16 protein-coding genes are annotated in these 16,190 nt (G+C 56.8%); 11 read left to right on the plus strand and 5 right to left on the minus strand.

Annotated features, from left to right (window positions below; translation table 11 throughout):
- Nucleotides 1–127: 127 nt before the first annotated feature.
- A complete protein-coding gene (gene tusA / locus ABLV08_RS06090) occupies nucleotides 128–373 on the plus strand; it encodes a sulfurtransferase TusA (protein ID WP_015703711.1) in 246 nt (81 codons plus the stop codon).
- Between the two features lie 416 nt (nucleotides 374–789).
- On the opposite strand, the gene zntA is transcribed toward tusA, so the two are convergent.
- Nucleotides 790–2,997: a Zn(II)/Cd(II)/Pb(II) translocating P-type ATPase ZntA gene (zntA, locus tag ABLV08_RS06095; protein ID WP_063421635.1), complete on the minus strand. Its 2,208-nt coding sequence runs from the start codon at nucleotides 2,995–2,997 to the stop codon at nucleotides 790–792.
- 78 nt (nucleotides 2,998–3,075) lie between these two features.
- Nucleotides 3,076–3,702 carry a lysoplasmalogenase gene (locus ABLV08_RS06100; RefSeq protein WP_015369312.1) on the minus strand — a complete coding sequence of 209 codons (627 nt, stop codon included), beginning with the start codon at nucleotides 3,700–3,702 and terminating at the stop codon, nucleotides 3,076–3,078.
- Nucleotides 3,703–3,843: 141 nt separating this feature from the next.
- Between ABLV08_RS06100 and ABLV08_RS06105 the strand changes: the two genes are divergently transcribed.
- Nucleotides 3,844–4,203 (plus strand): DUF2500 domain-containing protein, encoded by a 360-nt coding sequence (locus ABLV08_RS06105; protein ID WP_020077761.1) that lies wholly within the window; start codon nucleotides 3,844–3,846, stop codon nucleotides 4,201–4,203.
- A 15-nt stretch (nucleotides 4,204–4,218) separates the two neighbouring features.
- Here ABLV08_RS06105 and ABLV08_RS06110 read toward each other — a convergent pair whose 3' ends face one another.
- Both ABLV08_RS06110 and rsmD read right to left on the minus strand, forming a co-directional pair.
- On the minus strand, nucleotides 4,219–4,497 hold the full coding sequence (locus tag ABLV08_RS06110; protein WP_015369314.1) for a DUF1145 family protein: 279 nt from the start codon (nucleotides 4,495–4,497) through the stop codon (nucleotides 4,219–4,221).
- On the minus strand, nucleotides 4,487–5,083 hold the full coding sequence (rsmD, locus tag ABLV08_RS06115) for a 16S rRNA (guanine(966)-N(2))-methyltransferase (RefSeq protein WP_032715233.1): 597 nt from the start codon (nucleotides 5,081–5,083) through the stop codon (nucleotides 4,487–4,489). Before rsmD ends, ABLV08_RS06110 begins: the two co-directional genes overlap by 11 nt.
- Nucleotides 5,084–5,276: 193 nt before the next feature.
- Here rsmD and ftsY point away from each other — a divergent pair, with 193 nt between their 5' ends.
- The 5 genes from ftsY (at nucleotide 5,277) to livJ (ending at nucleotide 11,072) form a co-directional block, all read left to right on the plus strand.
- A complete protein-coding gene (gene ftsY, locus ABLV08_RS06120) occupies nucleotides 5,277–6,815 on the plus strand; it encodes a signal recognition particle-docking protein FtsY (RefSeq protein ID WP_045413220.1) in 1,539 nt (512 codons plus the stop codon).
- A 2-nt stretch (nucleotides 6,816–6,817) separates the two neighbouring features.
- Nucleotides 6,818–7,486, plus strand: coding sequence for a cell division ATP-binding protein FtsE (gene ftsE, locus ABLV08_RS06125; protein ID WP_015369317.1), 669 nt, complete (start codon nucleotides 6,818–6,820; stop codon nucleotides 7,484–7,486).
- Nucleotides 7,479–8,534 (plus strand): permease-like cell division protein FtsX, encoded by a 1,056-nt coding sequence (ftsX, locus tag ABLV08_RS06130; protein ID WP_032710034.1) that lies wholly within the window; start codon nucleotides 7,479–7,481, stop codon nucleotides 8,532–8,534. Before ftsE ends, ftsX begins: the two co-directional genes overlap by 8 nt.
- A 255-nt stretch (nucleotides 8,535–8,789) precedes the next feature.
- A complete protein-coding gene (rpoH, locus tag ABLV08_RS06135; RefSeq protein WP_002920815.1) occupies nucleotides 8,790–9,644 on the plus strand; it encodes an RNA polymerase sigma factor RpoH in 855 nt (284 codons plus the stop codon).
- 324 nt (nucleotides 9,645–9,968) lie between these two features.
- Complete coding sequence (gene livJ, locus ABLV08_RS06140; RefSeq protein ID WP_015369319.1) at nucleotides 9,969–11,072, plus strand: branched chain amino acid ABC transporter substrate-binding protein LivJ; 1,104 nt, start codon at nucleotides 9,969–9,971, stop codon at nucleotides 11,070–11,072.
- 177 nt (nucleotides 11,073–11,249) lie between these two features.
- Here the strand turns inward: livJ and panM are convergent, their stop codons facing one another.
- Nucleotides 11,250–11,633: an aspartate 1-decarboxylase autocleavage activator PanM gene (gene panM, locus ABLV08_RS06145; protein ID WP_015703707.1), complete on the minus strand. Its 384-nt coding sequence runs from the start codon at nucleotides 11,631–11,633 to the stop codon at nucleotides 11,250–11,252.
- Nucleotides 11,634–12,055: 422 nt separating this feature from the next.
- Between panM and livK the strand changes: the two genes are divergently transcribed.
- Genes livK through livG form a run of 4 tightly spaced genes read left to right on the plus strand, consistent with a single transcriptional unit; the run spans nucleotide 12,056 to nucleotide 16,183 of the window.
- Nucleotides 12,056–13,165: a high-affinity branched-chain amino acid ABC transporter substrate-binding protein LivK gene (gene livK / locus ABLV08_RS06150; protein ID WP_032709321.1), complete on the plus strand. Its 1,110-nt coding sequence runs from the start codon at nucleotides 12,056–12,058 to the stop codon at nucleotides 13,163–13,165.
- 53 nt (nucleotides 13,166–13,218) lie between these two features.
- The gene (gene livH, locus ABLV08_RS06155; RefSeq protein WP_015369323.1) at nucleotides 13,219–14,145 is read left to right on the plus strand and encodes a high-affinity branched-chain amino acid ABC transporter permease LivH; all 927 of its coding nucleotides are present in this window, start codon (nucleotides 13,219–13,221) and stop codon (nucleotides 14,143–14,145) included.
- Nucleotides 14,142–15,419 carry a branched chain amino acid ABC transporter permease LivM gene (gene livM / locus ABLV08_RS06160; RefSeq protein ID WP_015369324.1) on the plus strand — a complete coding sequence of 426 codons (1,278 nt, stop codon included), beginning with the start codon at nucleotides 14,142–14,144 and terminating at the stop codon, nucleotides 15,417–15,419. Before livH ends, livM begins: the two co-directional genes overlap by 4 nt.
- Nucleotides 15,416–16,183, plus strand: coding sequence for a high-affinity branched-chain amino acid ABC transporter ATP-binding protein LivG (gene livG / locus ABLV08_RS06165; protein ID WP_015369325.1), 768 nt, complete (start codon nucleotides 15,416–15,418; stop codon nucleotides 16,181–16,183). Before livM ends, livG begins: the two co-directional genes overlap by 4 nt.
- Nucleotides 16,184–16,190 lie beyond the last annotated feature (7 nt).

The following is a 16,190-nucleotide window of genomic DNA, read 5'->3' on the forward strand; positions in this document are numbered from 1 at the left end:
AAAAACGGCTGCATGATACTGCGTTGCGAGCGTAATGCAATGGTTGTTTTTCGCGCAAACGTTAACCTGGCTTGCGTACTGGCGAAGTGGGGGTAAACTAGGGCCGTTTTGTTGAAGTGAGATAAAAATGAGCGAACTTTTTTCCAGTCCTGACCATACGCTGGACGCCCTTGGGCTCCGCTGCCCGGAGCCGGTGATGATGGTGCGTAAAACCGTGCGTACCATGCCGGTGGGCGAGACCCTGCTGATTATTGCCGACGATCCGGCCACCACCCGCGATATTCCCGGTTTTTGCCTCTTTATGGAGCATGAACTGGTGGCGCAGGAAACCGAAGCCCTGCCGTACCGCTACCTGATCCGCAAAAGCCACTGAATCCGCGTTATCCGGGCTACCCAACGGTCCGCAACCGTAGCCCTGCCAAGCGCAGCGCGGCAGGGAATACCCCCGGATGGCGGCGCGTTGCGCCTTATCCGGGCTACCTAACGCTCAGAACCGTAGCCCTGCTAAGCGCAGCGCGAGCAGGGAATACCCCCGGATGGCGGCGCGTTGCGCCTTATCCGGGCTACCTAACGCTCAGAACCGTAGCCCTGCTAAGCGCAGCGCGAGCAGGGAACACCCCCGGATGGCGGCGCGTTGCGCCTTATCCGGGCTACCTAACGCTCAGAACCGTAGCCCTGCTAAGCGCAGCGCGGGCAGGGAATACCCCCGGATGGCGGCGCGTTGCGCCTTATCCGGGCTACCTAACGATCTGGAACCGTGCTGCGCGAGCAGGGAATATCTGTTCAACCTTACTTTTTACGCAATAACCGCAGGGCGTTAGCCGTTACCAGCACCGTCGCGCCGGTATCCGCCAGCACCGCCAGCCACAACCCGGTCAGGCCGAGAAGGGTCGTGACGAGGAAAATCCCCTTCAACCCTAAAGCGATGGCGATATTCTGGCGAATATTGGCATGGGTGGCGCGCGCCAGCGAAATCATCTGCGCCAGGCCGGTGAGGCGGTTATGGGTCAGCGCCGCGTCGGCGGTCTCCAGCGCTACATCGGTGCCGCTGCCCATCGCAATACCGATGGTCGCCGCTTTCATCGCCGGGGCATCGTTGATACCGTCGCCGACCATTGCCAGCGGCGCGTTGGCGTTAAGCGCCATCACCGCGTTCACTTTGTCCGCCGGCAGCAATCCGGCGCGGAACTGCAGACCCAGTTCATTGGCGATAGCCGCCGCAGCGCGCGGGTTATCCCCAGTGAGGATCACCCCTTGTACGCCCAATTGATGCAGCTCTTCCACCGCCTGACGCGCATCGTCGCGCAGGGTATCGCGCAGCGCCAGAATGCCGAGCAAGGTATCATCGCGCATCACCAGCACCACCGTCTGTCCGGCGCTCTCCAGTTGCTGGATCTGCGCCTCATGTTCAGCGGGGGCGGCCTTACTGGCCGCGCAGATTAAGATGCGGCTGCCGTTGACCTCGGCTTCTATCCCGGAACCGGCCAGCGCCCGCTGGTTGCGCGCAACGGGAAGAGTCAGCTTACGCTGCTGCGCTTCGCGGATGATAGCCTGCGCCAGCGGGTGGCTGGAGCCTTGTTCAACCGCTGCCGCCAGCGCCAGCAGGCCGTTTTCATCAACGTCGGCGGTGGTGATAACGTGGGTGACCTGCGGTTGGCCGATGGTCAGAGTACCGGTTTTATCGAACGCTACCTGGCGCACCTGGCCCAATTGTTCCAGCGCCGCGCCGCCCTTAATCAGCGCCCCGCGCCGTGCGGCGACAGCCAGGCCGGAGGTAATCGCCGCCGGGGTAGAGATGACCAGCGCGCAAGGGCAGCCGATCAGCAGCAGCGTTAAGCCTTTATAGATCCACGGCAGCCAGGCGCTGGCGAAGAATAGCGGCGGTACGATGGCAACCAGCAGGGCGACTACCATAATGGCCGGAGTGTAGATTCGGCTGAAGCGATCGATGAAGCGCTCAATCGGCGCCCGGCGCTCCTCGGCTTCTTCAATCAGTTTGAGGATCCGGTCAATGGCGCTGTCGCCCGGTTCGGAGATAACGCTCAATTGCACCAGCCGATCGACGCTGGTGGCGCCAGCGGCTACGCGCTCGCCGGCTTTACGTTCCACCGGTACCGATTCGCCGGTCAGCGCGCTTTCGTCAAAGCTGGCAAACGGCGATAGCAGCTCGCCATCGGCCGGCAGACGCCCGCCGGCGGCGACTTCAATCACGTCGCCAGGACGCAGGTCGCGCTGGGAGACGGTCTCACGCTCGCCGTTGCGCAGGCGAACGGCGGTATCAGGTTTGAGCGCCATCAGGGCGCTCACGCCCTGACGCGCGCGGCTGGCGGCCCAGCCTTCAAGTCGTTCGCCGATCAGGAACAGCAGCAGCACCATCGCCGCTTCGGCGGTGGCGCCGATAAACAGCGCGCCAATGGCGGCGACGCTCATCAGCGTTTCGATGGCAAACCAGCTGCCGCTTTTAATTAACCGCAGCGCCTGACGGGCAACCGGCCACAGGCCGACGAGGGTAGTGGCGACAAACGCCAGTTTGCCGAACGGGTGGTTAAACTGCTCCAGCCCCCAGCTGAGCGCCATCATCACTACCAGACTCAATAACGCCAGGTTTTCCTGCAGCCATGAACCTTGCGGTTTCTCTTCCTGCGGCGCGTCAGCATCGCGCAGGGTATAACCCGCGGCGCGTACCGCGTTTTCAACCTGTGAACGGATATCGCTGTCGGCATTGACCAGCAGTTTCTCGGTGGCGAATAGCACCTGTACCTGGCTGACCCCGTCGATTTGGCGCACGGCGGTTTCCACCTTACGGGCGCAGGCCGCGCAGTCCATGCCGTCTACCTGCCAGCTATAGCGGGCGCCATTGAGCGGCTGCTCAGCGGCGGCGGTTTCTCCGGCGCAGTTATGATCGTTACAGCAGCTTTCCGCGGGCGCTGTCGCCGGGGTAAATTTGAATGACGAGAACTGGGGGACTTTTTTGTCCTGAGATTCTGGTGTCGACATGGCACCCTCCGGGTAATGATAATTTTCTCATTACCCGCAGGATACACTCTGGAGTCGACTCCAGAGTCAAGCAGTAAATTACAGATACAGTGCGCGAACGATCAGGAAGTGCCCGGCAAAGTAGAAGGCCGCGGAAATGGCGTTATCGGCGCGGAAGCGACGGCGATAGTGGCTAATCAGCCAGACGGCGTTACCCAACAGCAGCGAAGCGGCGCCAAGGAAGCCGGAGAGCGCGGTATCGGTCGGCCGCACGAACCACAGTTCGCCCGCCAGCCACACCATCACCAGAGTCATACCGATAAAGGTCAGCACCGGCATGCGCATCTCTTCCAGTCGGGTCCAGATAATCGCCAGCAGCAGCGCGCCGAGCACCAGCAGTACCAGCGGCAGCGGCCAGAAGAACGAAAGCGTCATCTGGCTGGCGAACCAGATCGTATACAGCAGATGAGAGAGGAAGAATGCGCCAACCGCGTACATCACCCGCTGGCGCGGCAGCAGGGTTAACGCATCGCCGAGCAGCGAAGCGCACAGGCCCGCCAGCACCAGGTAGCTAATGGCGTTGAACATCGGCGCCTGCCAGGCTAACAGCAGCAACAGAAGCAGGGTGACCGGTTTAAAGACCCAGCGCTGCCAGGCCGGCCCACGATAGGACGCATCGACGTAAAGCCATGCGGAGAAACAGACAGCAATAAACGACCAAAGCATAGTAAGTCCCTGTATCTGTTATCATTAAATAAGCGATTACGCTTACGGTACCGGATCTCAGTGTAGTGGTTTGGGCCAGAAGATGACAACGTTATTCAATGCGCGTTATCCTTATTCCTGATAATTCTTATGGGTACGCAAATGAGTAAAGTTCCGCTATTTTTTGTGCTGGTGGTCGCGGTGATTGTGGTGGCGGCCTCGTTTCGCTACGTGCAGCAGCGCCGGGAGAAAATGGATAACGACGCCGCGCCGCTGCTGCAGAAGCGGGTGGTGGTCAGCAATAAGCGAGAAAAGGTGATTAACGATCGCCGCTCGCGCCAGCAGACGGTGACGCCAGCCGGCAGCGAGATGCGTTATGAAGCGAGCTTCCGCCCGGAAAATGGCGGTCTGGAAGTGGTGTTCCGCCTTGATGCGCCGCAATACCACGCGCTGAGCGTTGGCGACCGGGGAATGCTGAGCTATAAGGGCTCAAAATTCGTCGACTTTGTTGCCGATAACTGAGCCCTCGATTAACCGTTACTTCTTCTTCAGCGTGGCCTTCAGCTTTTTCTGCCAGGCCACCAGTTCAAATACGCCGAAGATGAAAATACGAATCTGCTCAAAACGGCTCAGCGGCGGCGCATCTTTCGTTTGCGTCGCTTTCAACAGCGTCAGCTGCAGGCCATGCATCAGAATCATAAAAATCAGCGCCACGTTAACGAAGATATTCAGCGGTTTTGGGAAAGGTTGAAACAGGTTCAACAGCAAAAACGCCCAAACGCATAGCATCAGCAGGCGGCCTAAATTAATCAGCATGGTTTTCTCCTTGTGCCTCGCGTTGATACAGGCGGTAGGCGACCTGTCCGGCGACTTTTTCGCGATACAGCTGCCAGTTTGCCGGAACCGGCGGTAGTCCGTTTTCTACTTCGCTCTCGACATAAATCAGCGCTTCATCTGCGAGCCAGTGGTTTTTTTCCAGCAGGCTGAGCGTTTCTTCCAGCAGCCCTTTGCGGAAGGGAGGATCGACGAAGACAATATGGTGCGGCGTACCCGGCTGGCTGAGAAACGCCAGCGTGTTGGTGTTGACCACCTTGCCGTTGTTGGCTTTCAGCGTCGCGAGATTTTTTTGTAGCTGCTGCGCGACGCCGCGCTCCATCTCCAGTAGCGTGGTGCTGGCGGCATAGCGTGACAGCGCTTCCAGCCCCAGCGCGCCGCTGCCGGCGAAGCAGTCAAGGCAGTGGGCGTCGACCATCGACGGCGCCAGCCAGTTAAATAGCGTTTCCCGAACCCGGTCGGTGGTCGGGCGCAGACCCGGGCTCTCCGGCACCGGTAATTTACGGCCCCGCCACTGTCCGCCGATAATGCGGATCTGGCCGCTGCCTGCGTGATTTGGTTTCTTCATCTCTTTGCTCAAGTCTCAACTTCCAGCCTGCTATTCTAACGATCGAAGACCATTGACGAAACCTTAATCCGGGGGCGGTGATGCGAGTTAAGTTAAGTGATAGACTATCCAACTAATTTCATCATTTTTTCAGCTTCTGAAGCGGTTGTGTCGAAGCTGCGCCATGAATAAACAGCGAGGAGTGTGGTCGCAAATGGCAAAAGAGAAAAAACGTGGCTTCTTTTCCTGGCTGGGCTTTGGGCAAAAAGAACAGGCTCAGGAAAGCGAAACAGAACAAAAAGTAGAAGAACAACAAGAGGTTGTGGAACAGGCTCCGGCGGCGGAAACGCCTGCGGAAGCCGTACCCGCGGCGGAAACGGTAAAAGAAGATCCGGAGGCCTTTGCCGCTGAGGTCGTAGAAGTCACCGAACAGGTTGTTGAAAGCGAACTGCCGCATCCGGTGGTGACCGAAGCCGTTGCACAGGAAAAAGTGGCTGAATCGCCGGCGGCGGAGGAAATTTCTGCCCCAGAGGCCGCTGTTGAAGAAGCGCCGGTTGTTCCTGCGGTAGAAGAAAAAGTCGCTGAACCGCTGGTTGAAGAGGTGATTGCCGAGCCGGTTATCGCCGAAGCGGTCGCTGAACAGACGCCGGAAGAGGTTATCGTCGCGGAGCCTGAGGTCATCGAAGATGAGATCCTCCCGGAAGAGCCCGAAGCCGAACTAAGCGATGAAGAGCTCGAAGCACAAGCTCTGGCGGCGCAAGACGTTGAAGAGACGCCAGAAGAAGAAGCGGAAACTCAGGAAGCGGCGCCGCAGGAGCAGGAAAAACCGACCAAAGAAGGTTTCTTCGCCCGCTTAAAACGCAGCCTGGTGAAAACCAAACAGAATCTGGGTTCCGGATTTATCAGCCTGTTCCGCGGCAAAAAAATCGACGACGATCTGTTTGAAGAGCTGGAAGAACAGCTGCTGATTGCCGACGTTGGGGTGGAAACCACGCGTAAGATTATTACCAATCTTACCGAGGGGGCCAGCCGTAAGCAGCTGCGTGATGCCGAGGCGTTATACGGTCTGCTGAAAGAAGAGATGAGCGAGATCCTGACGAAAGTTGAGGAACCGCTGAATGTTGAAGGGAAAACGCCATTTGTTATTCTGATGGTCGGCGTTAACGGCGTGGGTAAAACCACCACCATCGGTAAGCTGGCGCGTCAGTTTGAGCAGCAGGGCAAATCCGTGATGCTGGCGGCGGGGGATACCTTCCGCGCGGCGGCGGTGGAACAGTTACAGGTCTGGGGCCAGCGTAACGAGATCCCGGTGATTGCCCAGCATACCGGCGCTGATTCAGCCTCGGTTATTTTTGACGCCATTCAGGCGGCGAAAGCGCGCAATATTGATGTGCTGATTGCCGATACCGCGGGGCGTCTGCAGAATAAATCGCATCTGATGGAAGAACTGAAGAAGATTGTCCGCGTAATGAAGAAACTGGATGTCGACGCGCCGCATGAAGTCATGCTAACCATCGACGCCAGCACCGGGCAGAACGCGATTAGCCAGGCCAAACTGTTCCACGAAGCGGTGGGGCTGACCGGCATTACGTTGACTAAGCTTGACGGAACCGCGAAGGGCGGGGTTATCTTCTCAGTGGCTGACCAGTTCAGTATTCCGATTCGCTATATTGGCGTCGGCGAACGTATTGAAGATCTGCGTCCGTTTAATGCGGGCGACTTTATTGAGGCACTTTTTGCCCGAGAGGATTAAGAATGATTCGCTTTGAACAAGTCAGCAAAGCCTATCTCGGTGGGAGACAAGCGCTGCAGGGGGTGACGTTCCACCTGCAGCAGGGCGAGATGGCGTTCCTGACCGGCCATTCCGGCGCGGGGAAAAGTACCCTGCTGAAGCTTATCTGTGGTATCGAACGGCCGAGCGCCGGGAAAATTCTGTTCAGCGGCCATGATATCAGCCGCCTGAAGAGCCGCGAGGTGCCGTTCCTGCGCCGCCAAATCGGCATGATTTTCCAGGACCACCACCTGCTGATGGATCGCACCGTGTTCGATAATGTGGCGATCCCGCTGATTATCGCCGGCGCCAGCGGCGATGATATTCGCCGCCGCGTATCCGCAGCGCTGGATAAAGTCGGGCTGCTGGACAAAGCGAAAAATTTCCCCATCCAACTCTCCGGCGGTGAGCAACAGCGTGTGGGCATTGCCCGCGCGGTGGTCAACAAGCCGGCGGTGCTGCTGGCGGATGAACCGACCGGTAACCTCGATGAGGCGCTCTCGGAAGGGATTTTACGTCTGTTTGAAGAGTTTAACCGCGTAGGTGTAACGGTACTGATGGCGACCCACGACCTGGGGCTTATTTCCAGCCGTCCGTACCGTGTCCTGACGCTAAGCGACGGTCATATGCATGGAGGCCATCGGGGTGAATAAGCGCGACGCAGTGAACCAGATTCGCCAGTTCGGCAGCAAGTTCGATCGTCTCCGTAACGCCACCGGCGGCGGCAACGGCGGGCGCAATGCGCCAAAACGGTCAAAAGCGGCGCCGAACCCGGCATCGCGGAAGAGTAACGTCTTTAACGAGCAGGTGCGCTACGCCTGGCACGGCGCGTTACAGGATTTAAAAAGCACGCCGCTGGCGACCTTCCTCACCATCATGGTGATCGCTATTTCGCTGACGCTGCCGAGCGTCTGCTATATGGTCTACAAAAACGTCAACAGCGCGGCGTCGCAGTATTATCCGTCGCCGCAGATCACCGTCTATCTGGAAAAAACGCTGGATGACGATGCGGCGGCGCGGGTGGTTGGCCAACTGCAGGCGGAGCAGGGCGTTGAGAAGGTAAATTATCTGTCGCGCGATGAGGCGCTGGGCGAGTTCCGCAACTGGTCCGGGTTTGGCGGCGCGCTGGATATGCTGGAAGAGAACCCGTTGCCGGCGGTAGCGATTGTGGTGCCGAAGCTCGATTTCCAGAATACCGATTCGCTTAACACCCTGCGCGATCGCGTCTCCCGTATTCAGGGGGTAGACGAAGTGCGCATGGACGATAGCTGGTTTGCGCGCCTGGCGTCGCTGACCGGGCTGGTCGGCCGAGTGTCGGCGATGATCGGCGTGCTGATGATTGCCGCGGTGTTCCTGGTGATTGGTAACAGCGTGCGCCTGAGCATCTTCGCCCGCCGCGACACCATTAACGTCCAGAAGCTGATCGGCGCTACCGACGGTTTCATCCTGCGCCCGTTCCTCTACGGCGGCGCGCTGCTGGGCTTCGCCGGGGCGTTTTTGTCGCTGATTCTGTCGGAGATTCTGGTGATGCGCCTCTCCTCGGCGGTGACCGAAGTGGCGAAAGTGTTTGGTACTAAATTTGAACTCAGCGGCTTAGGCTTCGATGAGTGTCTGCTGATGCTAATCGTCTGCTCGATGATTGGCTGGGTCGCGGCATGGCTGGCGACGGTGCAACATTTACGTCACTTTACCCCCGACTAAAAATTTTCTGGTATAATCTTTCCCTGCACTGAATATCTCTCTGCAGGGAAAGAGTCCCTGTTCGCCTCTTCCCTAATCTTTCATCTCCATGTCACATTTTGTGCGTAATTTACTCACAACGTTGCATGGAACTTGTGGATAAAATCACTGTCTGATACTACTGTGGGTGATATTCTCGTTGCTCATAAATGCTGGCATGTTTGTTGCCTGATGGGGACAAGATCATGTCAGACACTATCGATTGAGAGGATTTGAATGACCAAAGAAATGCAAACTTTAGCTTTAGCCCCCGTTGGTAACCTGGAATCGTACATCCGGGCTGCTAACACTTGGCCGATGTTATCGGCTGATGAAGAGCGGGAGCTTGCTGAAAAGCTGCATTACCAGGGCGATCTGGAAGCAGCGAAAAAGCTGATTCTGTCTCACCTGCGCTTTGTTGTTCATATTGCTCGTAACTACTCGGGCTATGGCCTGCCGCAGGCGGACCTGATTCAGGAAGGTAACATCGGTCTGATGAAAGCCGTACGTCGTTTCAACCCGGAAGTGGGTGTGCGACTGGTTTCCTTCGCCGTGCACTGGATTAAAGCGGAAATCCACGAATACGTGCTGCGTAACTGGCGTATCGTTAAAGTCGCAACCACCAAAGCGCAGCGTAAGCTGTTCTTCAACCTGCGTAAAACCAAGCAGCGTCTGGGCTGGTTTAACCAGGACGAAGTAGAGATGGTTGCCCGCGAGCTGGGTGTGTCGAGCAAAGACGTACGTGAGATGGAATCACGTATGGCAGCGCAGGACATGACCTTTGATATGTCGTCCGATGACGAATCCGATAGCCAGCCGATGGCGCCGGTGCTCTATCTGCAGGACAAAACGTCTAACTTTGCCGACGGCATCGAAGACGATAACTGGGAAGAGCAGGCTGCTAATAAACTGACTGATGCGATGCAGGGCCTGGACGAGCGTAGCCAGGACATCATCCGCGCTCGCTGGCTGGACGAGGACAACAAGTCCACGCTGCAGGAGCTGGCGGATCGTTATGGCGTCTCAGCTGAACGTGTTCGTCAGCTGGAAAAGAACGCGATGAAAAAACTACGCGCCGCTATCGAAGCTTAATCTTCGACTTTCTGCGCCGTAGTGAATTAAGCCTCTGCTGTTTCAGCGGGGGCTTTTTGTTTTATATCCCCGTCATACCCGTTTCCCCTCTCCGCGCGATTTGTCGCGACCTTTAGCTTCAGTCACATAACTTTTACATCTCTTGCAAATTGTTGTTTCAAATTCTGAAAAATGGGGTATGTTTTGGCATAGTGTGCTGCAAAAGCGCAGGCGGCAGACCCAAATGCAGTCATACTACACTTATTATGACTAAAAAATCAGAATAATGCGCTGACAAACAACATCACAACAAATGCAAAAACCATAATAATGGGGAGCCTCAGGATGAATATGAAGGGTAAAGCGTTACTGGCAGGATGTATTGCTTTAATTATGAGCGGTTCCGCGCTGGCGGAAGACATTAAAATTGCCGTCGTGGGAGCGATGTCCGGCCCGGTTGCCCAGTATGGCGACCAGGAGTTTACCGGCGCGGAGCAGGCGGTAGCTGATATCAACGCCAAGGGCGGTATCAAAGGCAATAAATTGCAGATCGTAAAATATGACGATGCCTGCGACCCGAAACAAGCGGTGGCTGTTGCGAACAAAGTGGTGAATGACGGCATTAAATACGTTATCGGTCACCTGTGTTCCTCATCCACTCAGCCGGCGTCTGACATCTATGAAGACGAAGGCATCCTGATGATTACCCCGGCGGCAACCGCGCCGGAGCTGACGGCGCGCGGCTATAAGCTGATTCTACGCACCACCGGTCTCGACTCCGATCAGGGACCGACGGCGGCTAAATATATTCTCGGCACGGTGAAGCCGCAGCGCATCGCTGTGGTTCATGACAAACAGCAATATGGCGAAGGGCTGGCGCGCTCAGTTCAGGAAAACCTGAAGAAAGGCGGCGCCAACGTGGTGTTCTTTGACGGGATCACCGCCGGTGAGAAAGATTTCTCTACCCTCGTGGCGCGCCTGAAGAAAGAAAATATCGACTTCGTCTACTACGGCGGTTATCACCCGGAAATGGGGCAGATCCTGCGCCAGGCGCGCGCAGCCGGTCTGAAAACCCAGTTTATGGGCCCGGAAGGCGTGGCTAACGTTTCCCTGTCTAACATCGCCGGCGAGTCGGCAGAAGGCCTGCTGGTCACCAAACCGAAGAACTACGATCAGGTTCCGGCAAACAAACCGATTGTGGATGCTATCAAAGCGAAGAAACAGGATCCGAGCGGCGCCTTCGTGTGGACCACCTATGCGGCGCTGCAGTCGCTGCAGGCGGGGTTAAATCAGTCTGAAGATCCGGCGGAAATCGCGAAATACCTGAAAGGGGCGAAGGTGGATACCGTCATGGGGCCGCTGTCGTGGGATGAGAAAGGCGACCTGAAAGGGTTCGAGTTCGGCGTGTTTACCTGGCATGCGAACGGTACGGCAACCGACGCCAAATAATTTAACCTGCGCCTTTCACGCCGCAGATGCGTTGTCTGCGGAGCCTTTCATGCCGCGGATGCGTTGTCTGACCCCGGTTGCGCTGCGCTTACCGGGGCTACAATTTCCAGGTAGCCCGGCTAAGCGAAGCGCCGCCGGGTTCTTCCCTGGTCACGCTGCGTTTATTGGGGCTACGGCTTAATGCTTCTCCCAACCATTCTGCTGGGCGCTGAAACCGAGCGCCTGCATAAATGCCGCCATCACGCCGCGGTCTTCCACCCCGCTATCGGCAACGCGCCAGCTATTGATATTTGGGTTATCGCTTAACGTCTCTTCCACTAAATATTGCCCCACGCCGCGGCGGCGGGTGACTTCACGCACGCACAGATCGCTGAGCTCGCCTTCGACGCCGCGCAGGGTAACGCGTACGGCGCCGAGCAGACGTTCGTTAAAGCGGGCGGCGTAAATACGATGGTTTTCATCCAGCATCAGCGCCGCAGGATCCTGCGACGGCCAGATTTTGCCTAAATCAATGCGATCCTGATCGCTGAAGTGCTGTAAACGGATAATGGTGAGCTTCATACGCGGCAGTTCCAGTCAAAACAGATGCGACAGTGTACTCAAATTTCTTGTTTGGCGGGGCGCTGTTTTGCACTCATTCATCAGGGGATTCGTTTTCCTGGTTGCGTGGGGGTAGCGCAATACATTATGGATCGAAAAATAAGCAGAATTTTAACCTGATATGTAGCGTTTTATTCCGCCTTATATGCCGTTATTTTATGCTGTGAACTGGACTTTTTTTTGTTTATCTTCGCCTGAAACCAGAATATTATCTTTTCTTAATCACCTGAAAAATAGAGATTTTAATCATAATTCAGGTAAAAAACTGCGCTAAACCATTAAAGTTCATGGTAAAAATGGCGTTGTTTAATAAAAGCACAGAATGCTTTTTAACCATAAAAATACAAAACATTTACATCACATCACGAACGGGGTTCTGAAGCATGAAAAGGAACGCGAAAACGATCGTCGCGGGAGTCGTTGCATTAGCGATTTCCCACGCGGCGTTGGCAAAGGATATTAAAGTCGCCGTCGTCGGCGCGATGTCTGGCCCGGTTGCCCAGTGGGGCGATATGGAATTCAACGGCGCGCGCCAGGCGATTAAAGACATTAACGCCAGCGGCGGCATTAAAGGCGACAAACTGGTTGGCGTCGAATATGACGACGCCTGCGATCCGAAACAAGCGGTCGCGGTCGCCAACAAAATCGTCAATGATGGCATTCAGTACGTTATTGGCCACCTCTGTTCCTCCTCCACCCAGCCGGCGTCTGACATCTATGAAGATGAGGGCATCCTGATGATCTCCCCCGGGGCGACCAACCCGGAACTGACCCAGCGTGGCTACCAGTACATTATGCGTACCGCTGGACTTGACTCTTCCCAGGGGCCGACCGCCGCGAAATATATCCTCGAACAGGTGAAGCCGCAGCGTATTGCGATTATTCATGACAAACAGCAGTACGGTGAAGGACTGGCGCGTTCCGTGCAGGACAACCTGAAAAAAGCCGGTGCCAATATCGTCTTTTTTGACGGTATTACCGCCGGTGAGAAAGATTTCTCCGCGCTGCTGGCGCGCCTGAAGAAAGAGAACATCGACTTCGTCTACTACGGCGGCTACTACCCGGAAATGGGGCAGATGCTGCGCCAGGCGCGCTCCGTCGGCCTGAAAACGCAGTTTATGGGGCCGGAAGGCGTCGGTAACGCCTCGCTGTCCAACATCGCCGGCGCGGCGGCGGAAGGTATGCTGGTGACGATGCCAAAACGCTATGACCAGGATCCGGCCAACAGCGCTATTGTTGATGCGCTGAAAGCGGATAAAAAAGATCCGAGCGGCCCGTACGTCTGGATCACCTATGCCGCCGTTCAGTCGCTGGCGCAGGCGATGGACAGAACCGGCAGCCAGCAGCCGCTGGATTTAATTAAAGATTTGAAAGCTCACGGCGCGAAGACCGTGATTGGGCCGCTGAATTGGGATGAAAAAGGCGATCTGAAGGGATTTGAATTTGGTGTCTTCCAGTGGCACGCGGATGGTTCATCCACCGTCGCTAAGTAAGACGCGTTATCCCACCGCCCGCACCGCGCGGGTGGCATGAAAAAGGTTACCTTATGTCCGAGCAGTTTCTCTATTTTCTGCAGCAGATGTTTAACGGCGTCACGCTGGGCAGTACCTATGCGCTGATCGCCATCGGCTATACGATGGTGTACGGCATTATCGGCATGATTAACTTCGCCCACGGCGAGGTCTACATGATCGGCAGCTACGTCTCGTTCATGATTATCGCCGCCCTGATGATGCTGGGGATCGATACCGGCTGGCTGCTGGTCGCCGCAGGCTTTATTGGCGCTATCATTATCGCCAGCGCCTACGGCTGGAGTATCGAGCGCGTGGCCTATCGGCCAGTTCGCAGCTCCAAACGTCTGATCGCGCTGATTTCCGCCATCGGGATGTCGATATTCCTGCAGAACTTTGTCAGCCTGACCGAAGGCTCGCGCGATGTCGCGCTGCCGAGTCTCTTTAACGGCCAGTGGATTGTCGGCCACAGCGATAATTTCTCCGCCACTATCACTACCATGCAACTGGTCATCTGGGTCGTTACCTTTATCGCCATGCTGGCGCTGACGCTGTTTATTCGCTATTCGCGAATGGGCCGCGCCTGTCGCGCCTGTGCGGAAGATCTGAAAATGGCGAGCCTGCTGGGCATCAATACCGACCGCGTTATTGCGCTGACCTTCGTCATTGGCGCAGCGATGGCGGCGGTCGCGGGCGTCCTGCTGGGGCAGTTCTACGGCGTTATTAACCCCTACATCGGCTTTATGGCCGGGATGAAGGCCTTTACCGCAGCTGTGCTCGGCGGTATCGGCAGTATCCCTGGCGCGATGATCGGCGGCCTGATTCTGGGTATCGCCGAGGCGCTCTCTTCTGCCTATCTCAGCACCGAATATAAGGACGTCGTCTCCTTCGCGCTGCTGATTCTGGTGCTGTTAGTAATGCCGACCGGCATTCTGGGCCGCCCGGAGGTAGAAAAAGTATGAAACCGATGCAAATTGCGATGGCGCTGCTTTCCGCCGCGATGTTCTTTGTTCTGGCGGGCGTCTTTATGGGCGTGCAGCTGGAGCTGAATGGCACCAAACTGGTGGTCGATACCGCCGCCGATATTCGTTGGCAGTGGATTTTCATCGGCACCGCGGTGGTCTTTTTCTTCCAGCTGCTGCGCCCGCTGTTCCAGAAAGCGGTTAAGAACGTTTCCGGGCCGAAATTTATTATGCCGGCGATTGACGGGTCGACGGTCAAGCAGAAGCTCTTTCTGATAGCCCTGCTGGTGATTGCCGTGGCCTGGCCGTTTATGGTGTCGCGCGGTACGGTGGATATTGCCACCCTGACGATGATTTATATCATCCTTGGTCTCGGACTGAACGTGGTGGTTGGGCTTTCCGGCCTGCTGGTATTGGGCTACGGCGGGTTTTACGCCATCGGCGCCTATACCTTTGCGCTGCTTAACCACTATTACGGTCTCGGCTTCTGGACCTGCCTGCCGCTGGCCGGTCTGGTCTCCGCAGCGGCCGGCTTCCTGCTGGGCTTCCCGGTGCTGCGTCTGCGCGGCGACTATCTGGCGATTGTGACCTTAGGCTTCGGCGAGATCGTGCGCATTCTGCTGCTCAACAATACCGAGATCACCGGCGGGCCGAACGGTATCAGCCAGATCCCGAAACCGACTTTCTTTGGTCTTGAATTTAGCCGTACCGCCCGTGAAGGCGGCTGGGATACCTTCAGCAACTTCTTCGGTCTGAAGTACGATCCCAGCGATAGGGTGATTTTCCTCTATCTGGTAGCGTTGCTGCTGGTGGTGCTCAGCCTGTTCGTTATTAACCGTCTGCTGCGGATGCCGCTCGGGCGGGCGTGGGAAGCGCTGCGTGAAGATGAAATCGCCTGTCGTTCGCTGGGCCTGAGCCCGACGCGCATCAAGCTGACCGCCTTTACTATCAGCGCCGCGTTTGCCGGGTTTGCCGGCACGCTGTTCGCCGCGCGCCAGGGCTTCGTGAGCCCGGAGTCCTTTACCTTCGCCGAGTCGGCCTTTGTGCTAGCGATCGTGGTGCTGGGTGGTATGGGCTCGCAGTTTGCAGTGATCCTGGCGGCTATTCTGCTGGTGGTATCGCGCGAGCTGATGCGTGATTTCAACGAATACAGTATGTTAATGCTCGGTGGGTTGATGGTGCTGATGATGATCTGGCGCCCGCAGGGGCTGCTGCCGATGACGCGCCCGCAGCTGAAGCTGAAAAACGGTCAGGCGAAAGGAGAGCAGGCATGAGTCAGCCAATATTATCCGTGAACGGCCTGATGATGCGTTTTGGCGGCCTGCTGGCGGTCAATAACGTCTCCCTTGAGCTGCGCCCGCAGGAGATCGTTTCCTTAATTGGCCCAAACGGCGCGGGAAAAACCACCGTTTTTAACTGCCTGACCGGTTTCTATAAACCTACCGGCGGCACCATTATGCTGCGCGACCAGCATCTGGAAGGGCTGCCGGGGCAGCAGATTGCGCGGATGGGGGTGGTGCGAACCTTCCAGCACGTGCGTTTGTTCCGCGAAATGACGGTGATTGAAAATCTGCTGGTGGCGCAGCATCAACAGCTGAAAACCGGCGTCTTCTCCGGTCTGCTGAAAACGCCGGCCTTCCGTCGCGCACAGAGCGAAGCGCTGGATCGGGCCGCCACCTGGCTTGAGCGTATCGGCCTGCTGGAGCATGCCAACCGTCAGGCCAGCAACCTGGCCTACGGCGACCAGCGCCGGCTGGAGATTGCTCGCTGTATGGTGACGCAGCCGGAGATCCTGATGCTTGATGAACCGGCGGCGGGGCTTAACCCGAAAGAGACCAAAGAGCTGGATGAGCTTATCGCCGAGCTGCGTAGCCATCACAACACCACCATCCTGCTTATCGAACATGATATGAAGCTGGTGATGGGCATTTCCGATCGCATCTACGTCGTGAATCAGGGGACGCCGCTGGCCAACGGGACGCCGGAAGAGATTCGTAATAACCCGGACGTGATCCGCGCCTATTTAGGTGAAGCATAATGGTGGT

Source organism: Klebsiella sp. CN_Kp088 (assembly GCF_040064335.1).
In the GTDB taxonomy this organism is placed as follows: domain Bacteria; phylum Pseudomonadota; class Gammaproteobacteria; order Enterobacterales; family Enterobacteriaceae; genus Klebsiella; species Klebsiella aerogenes.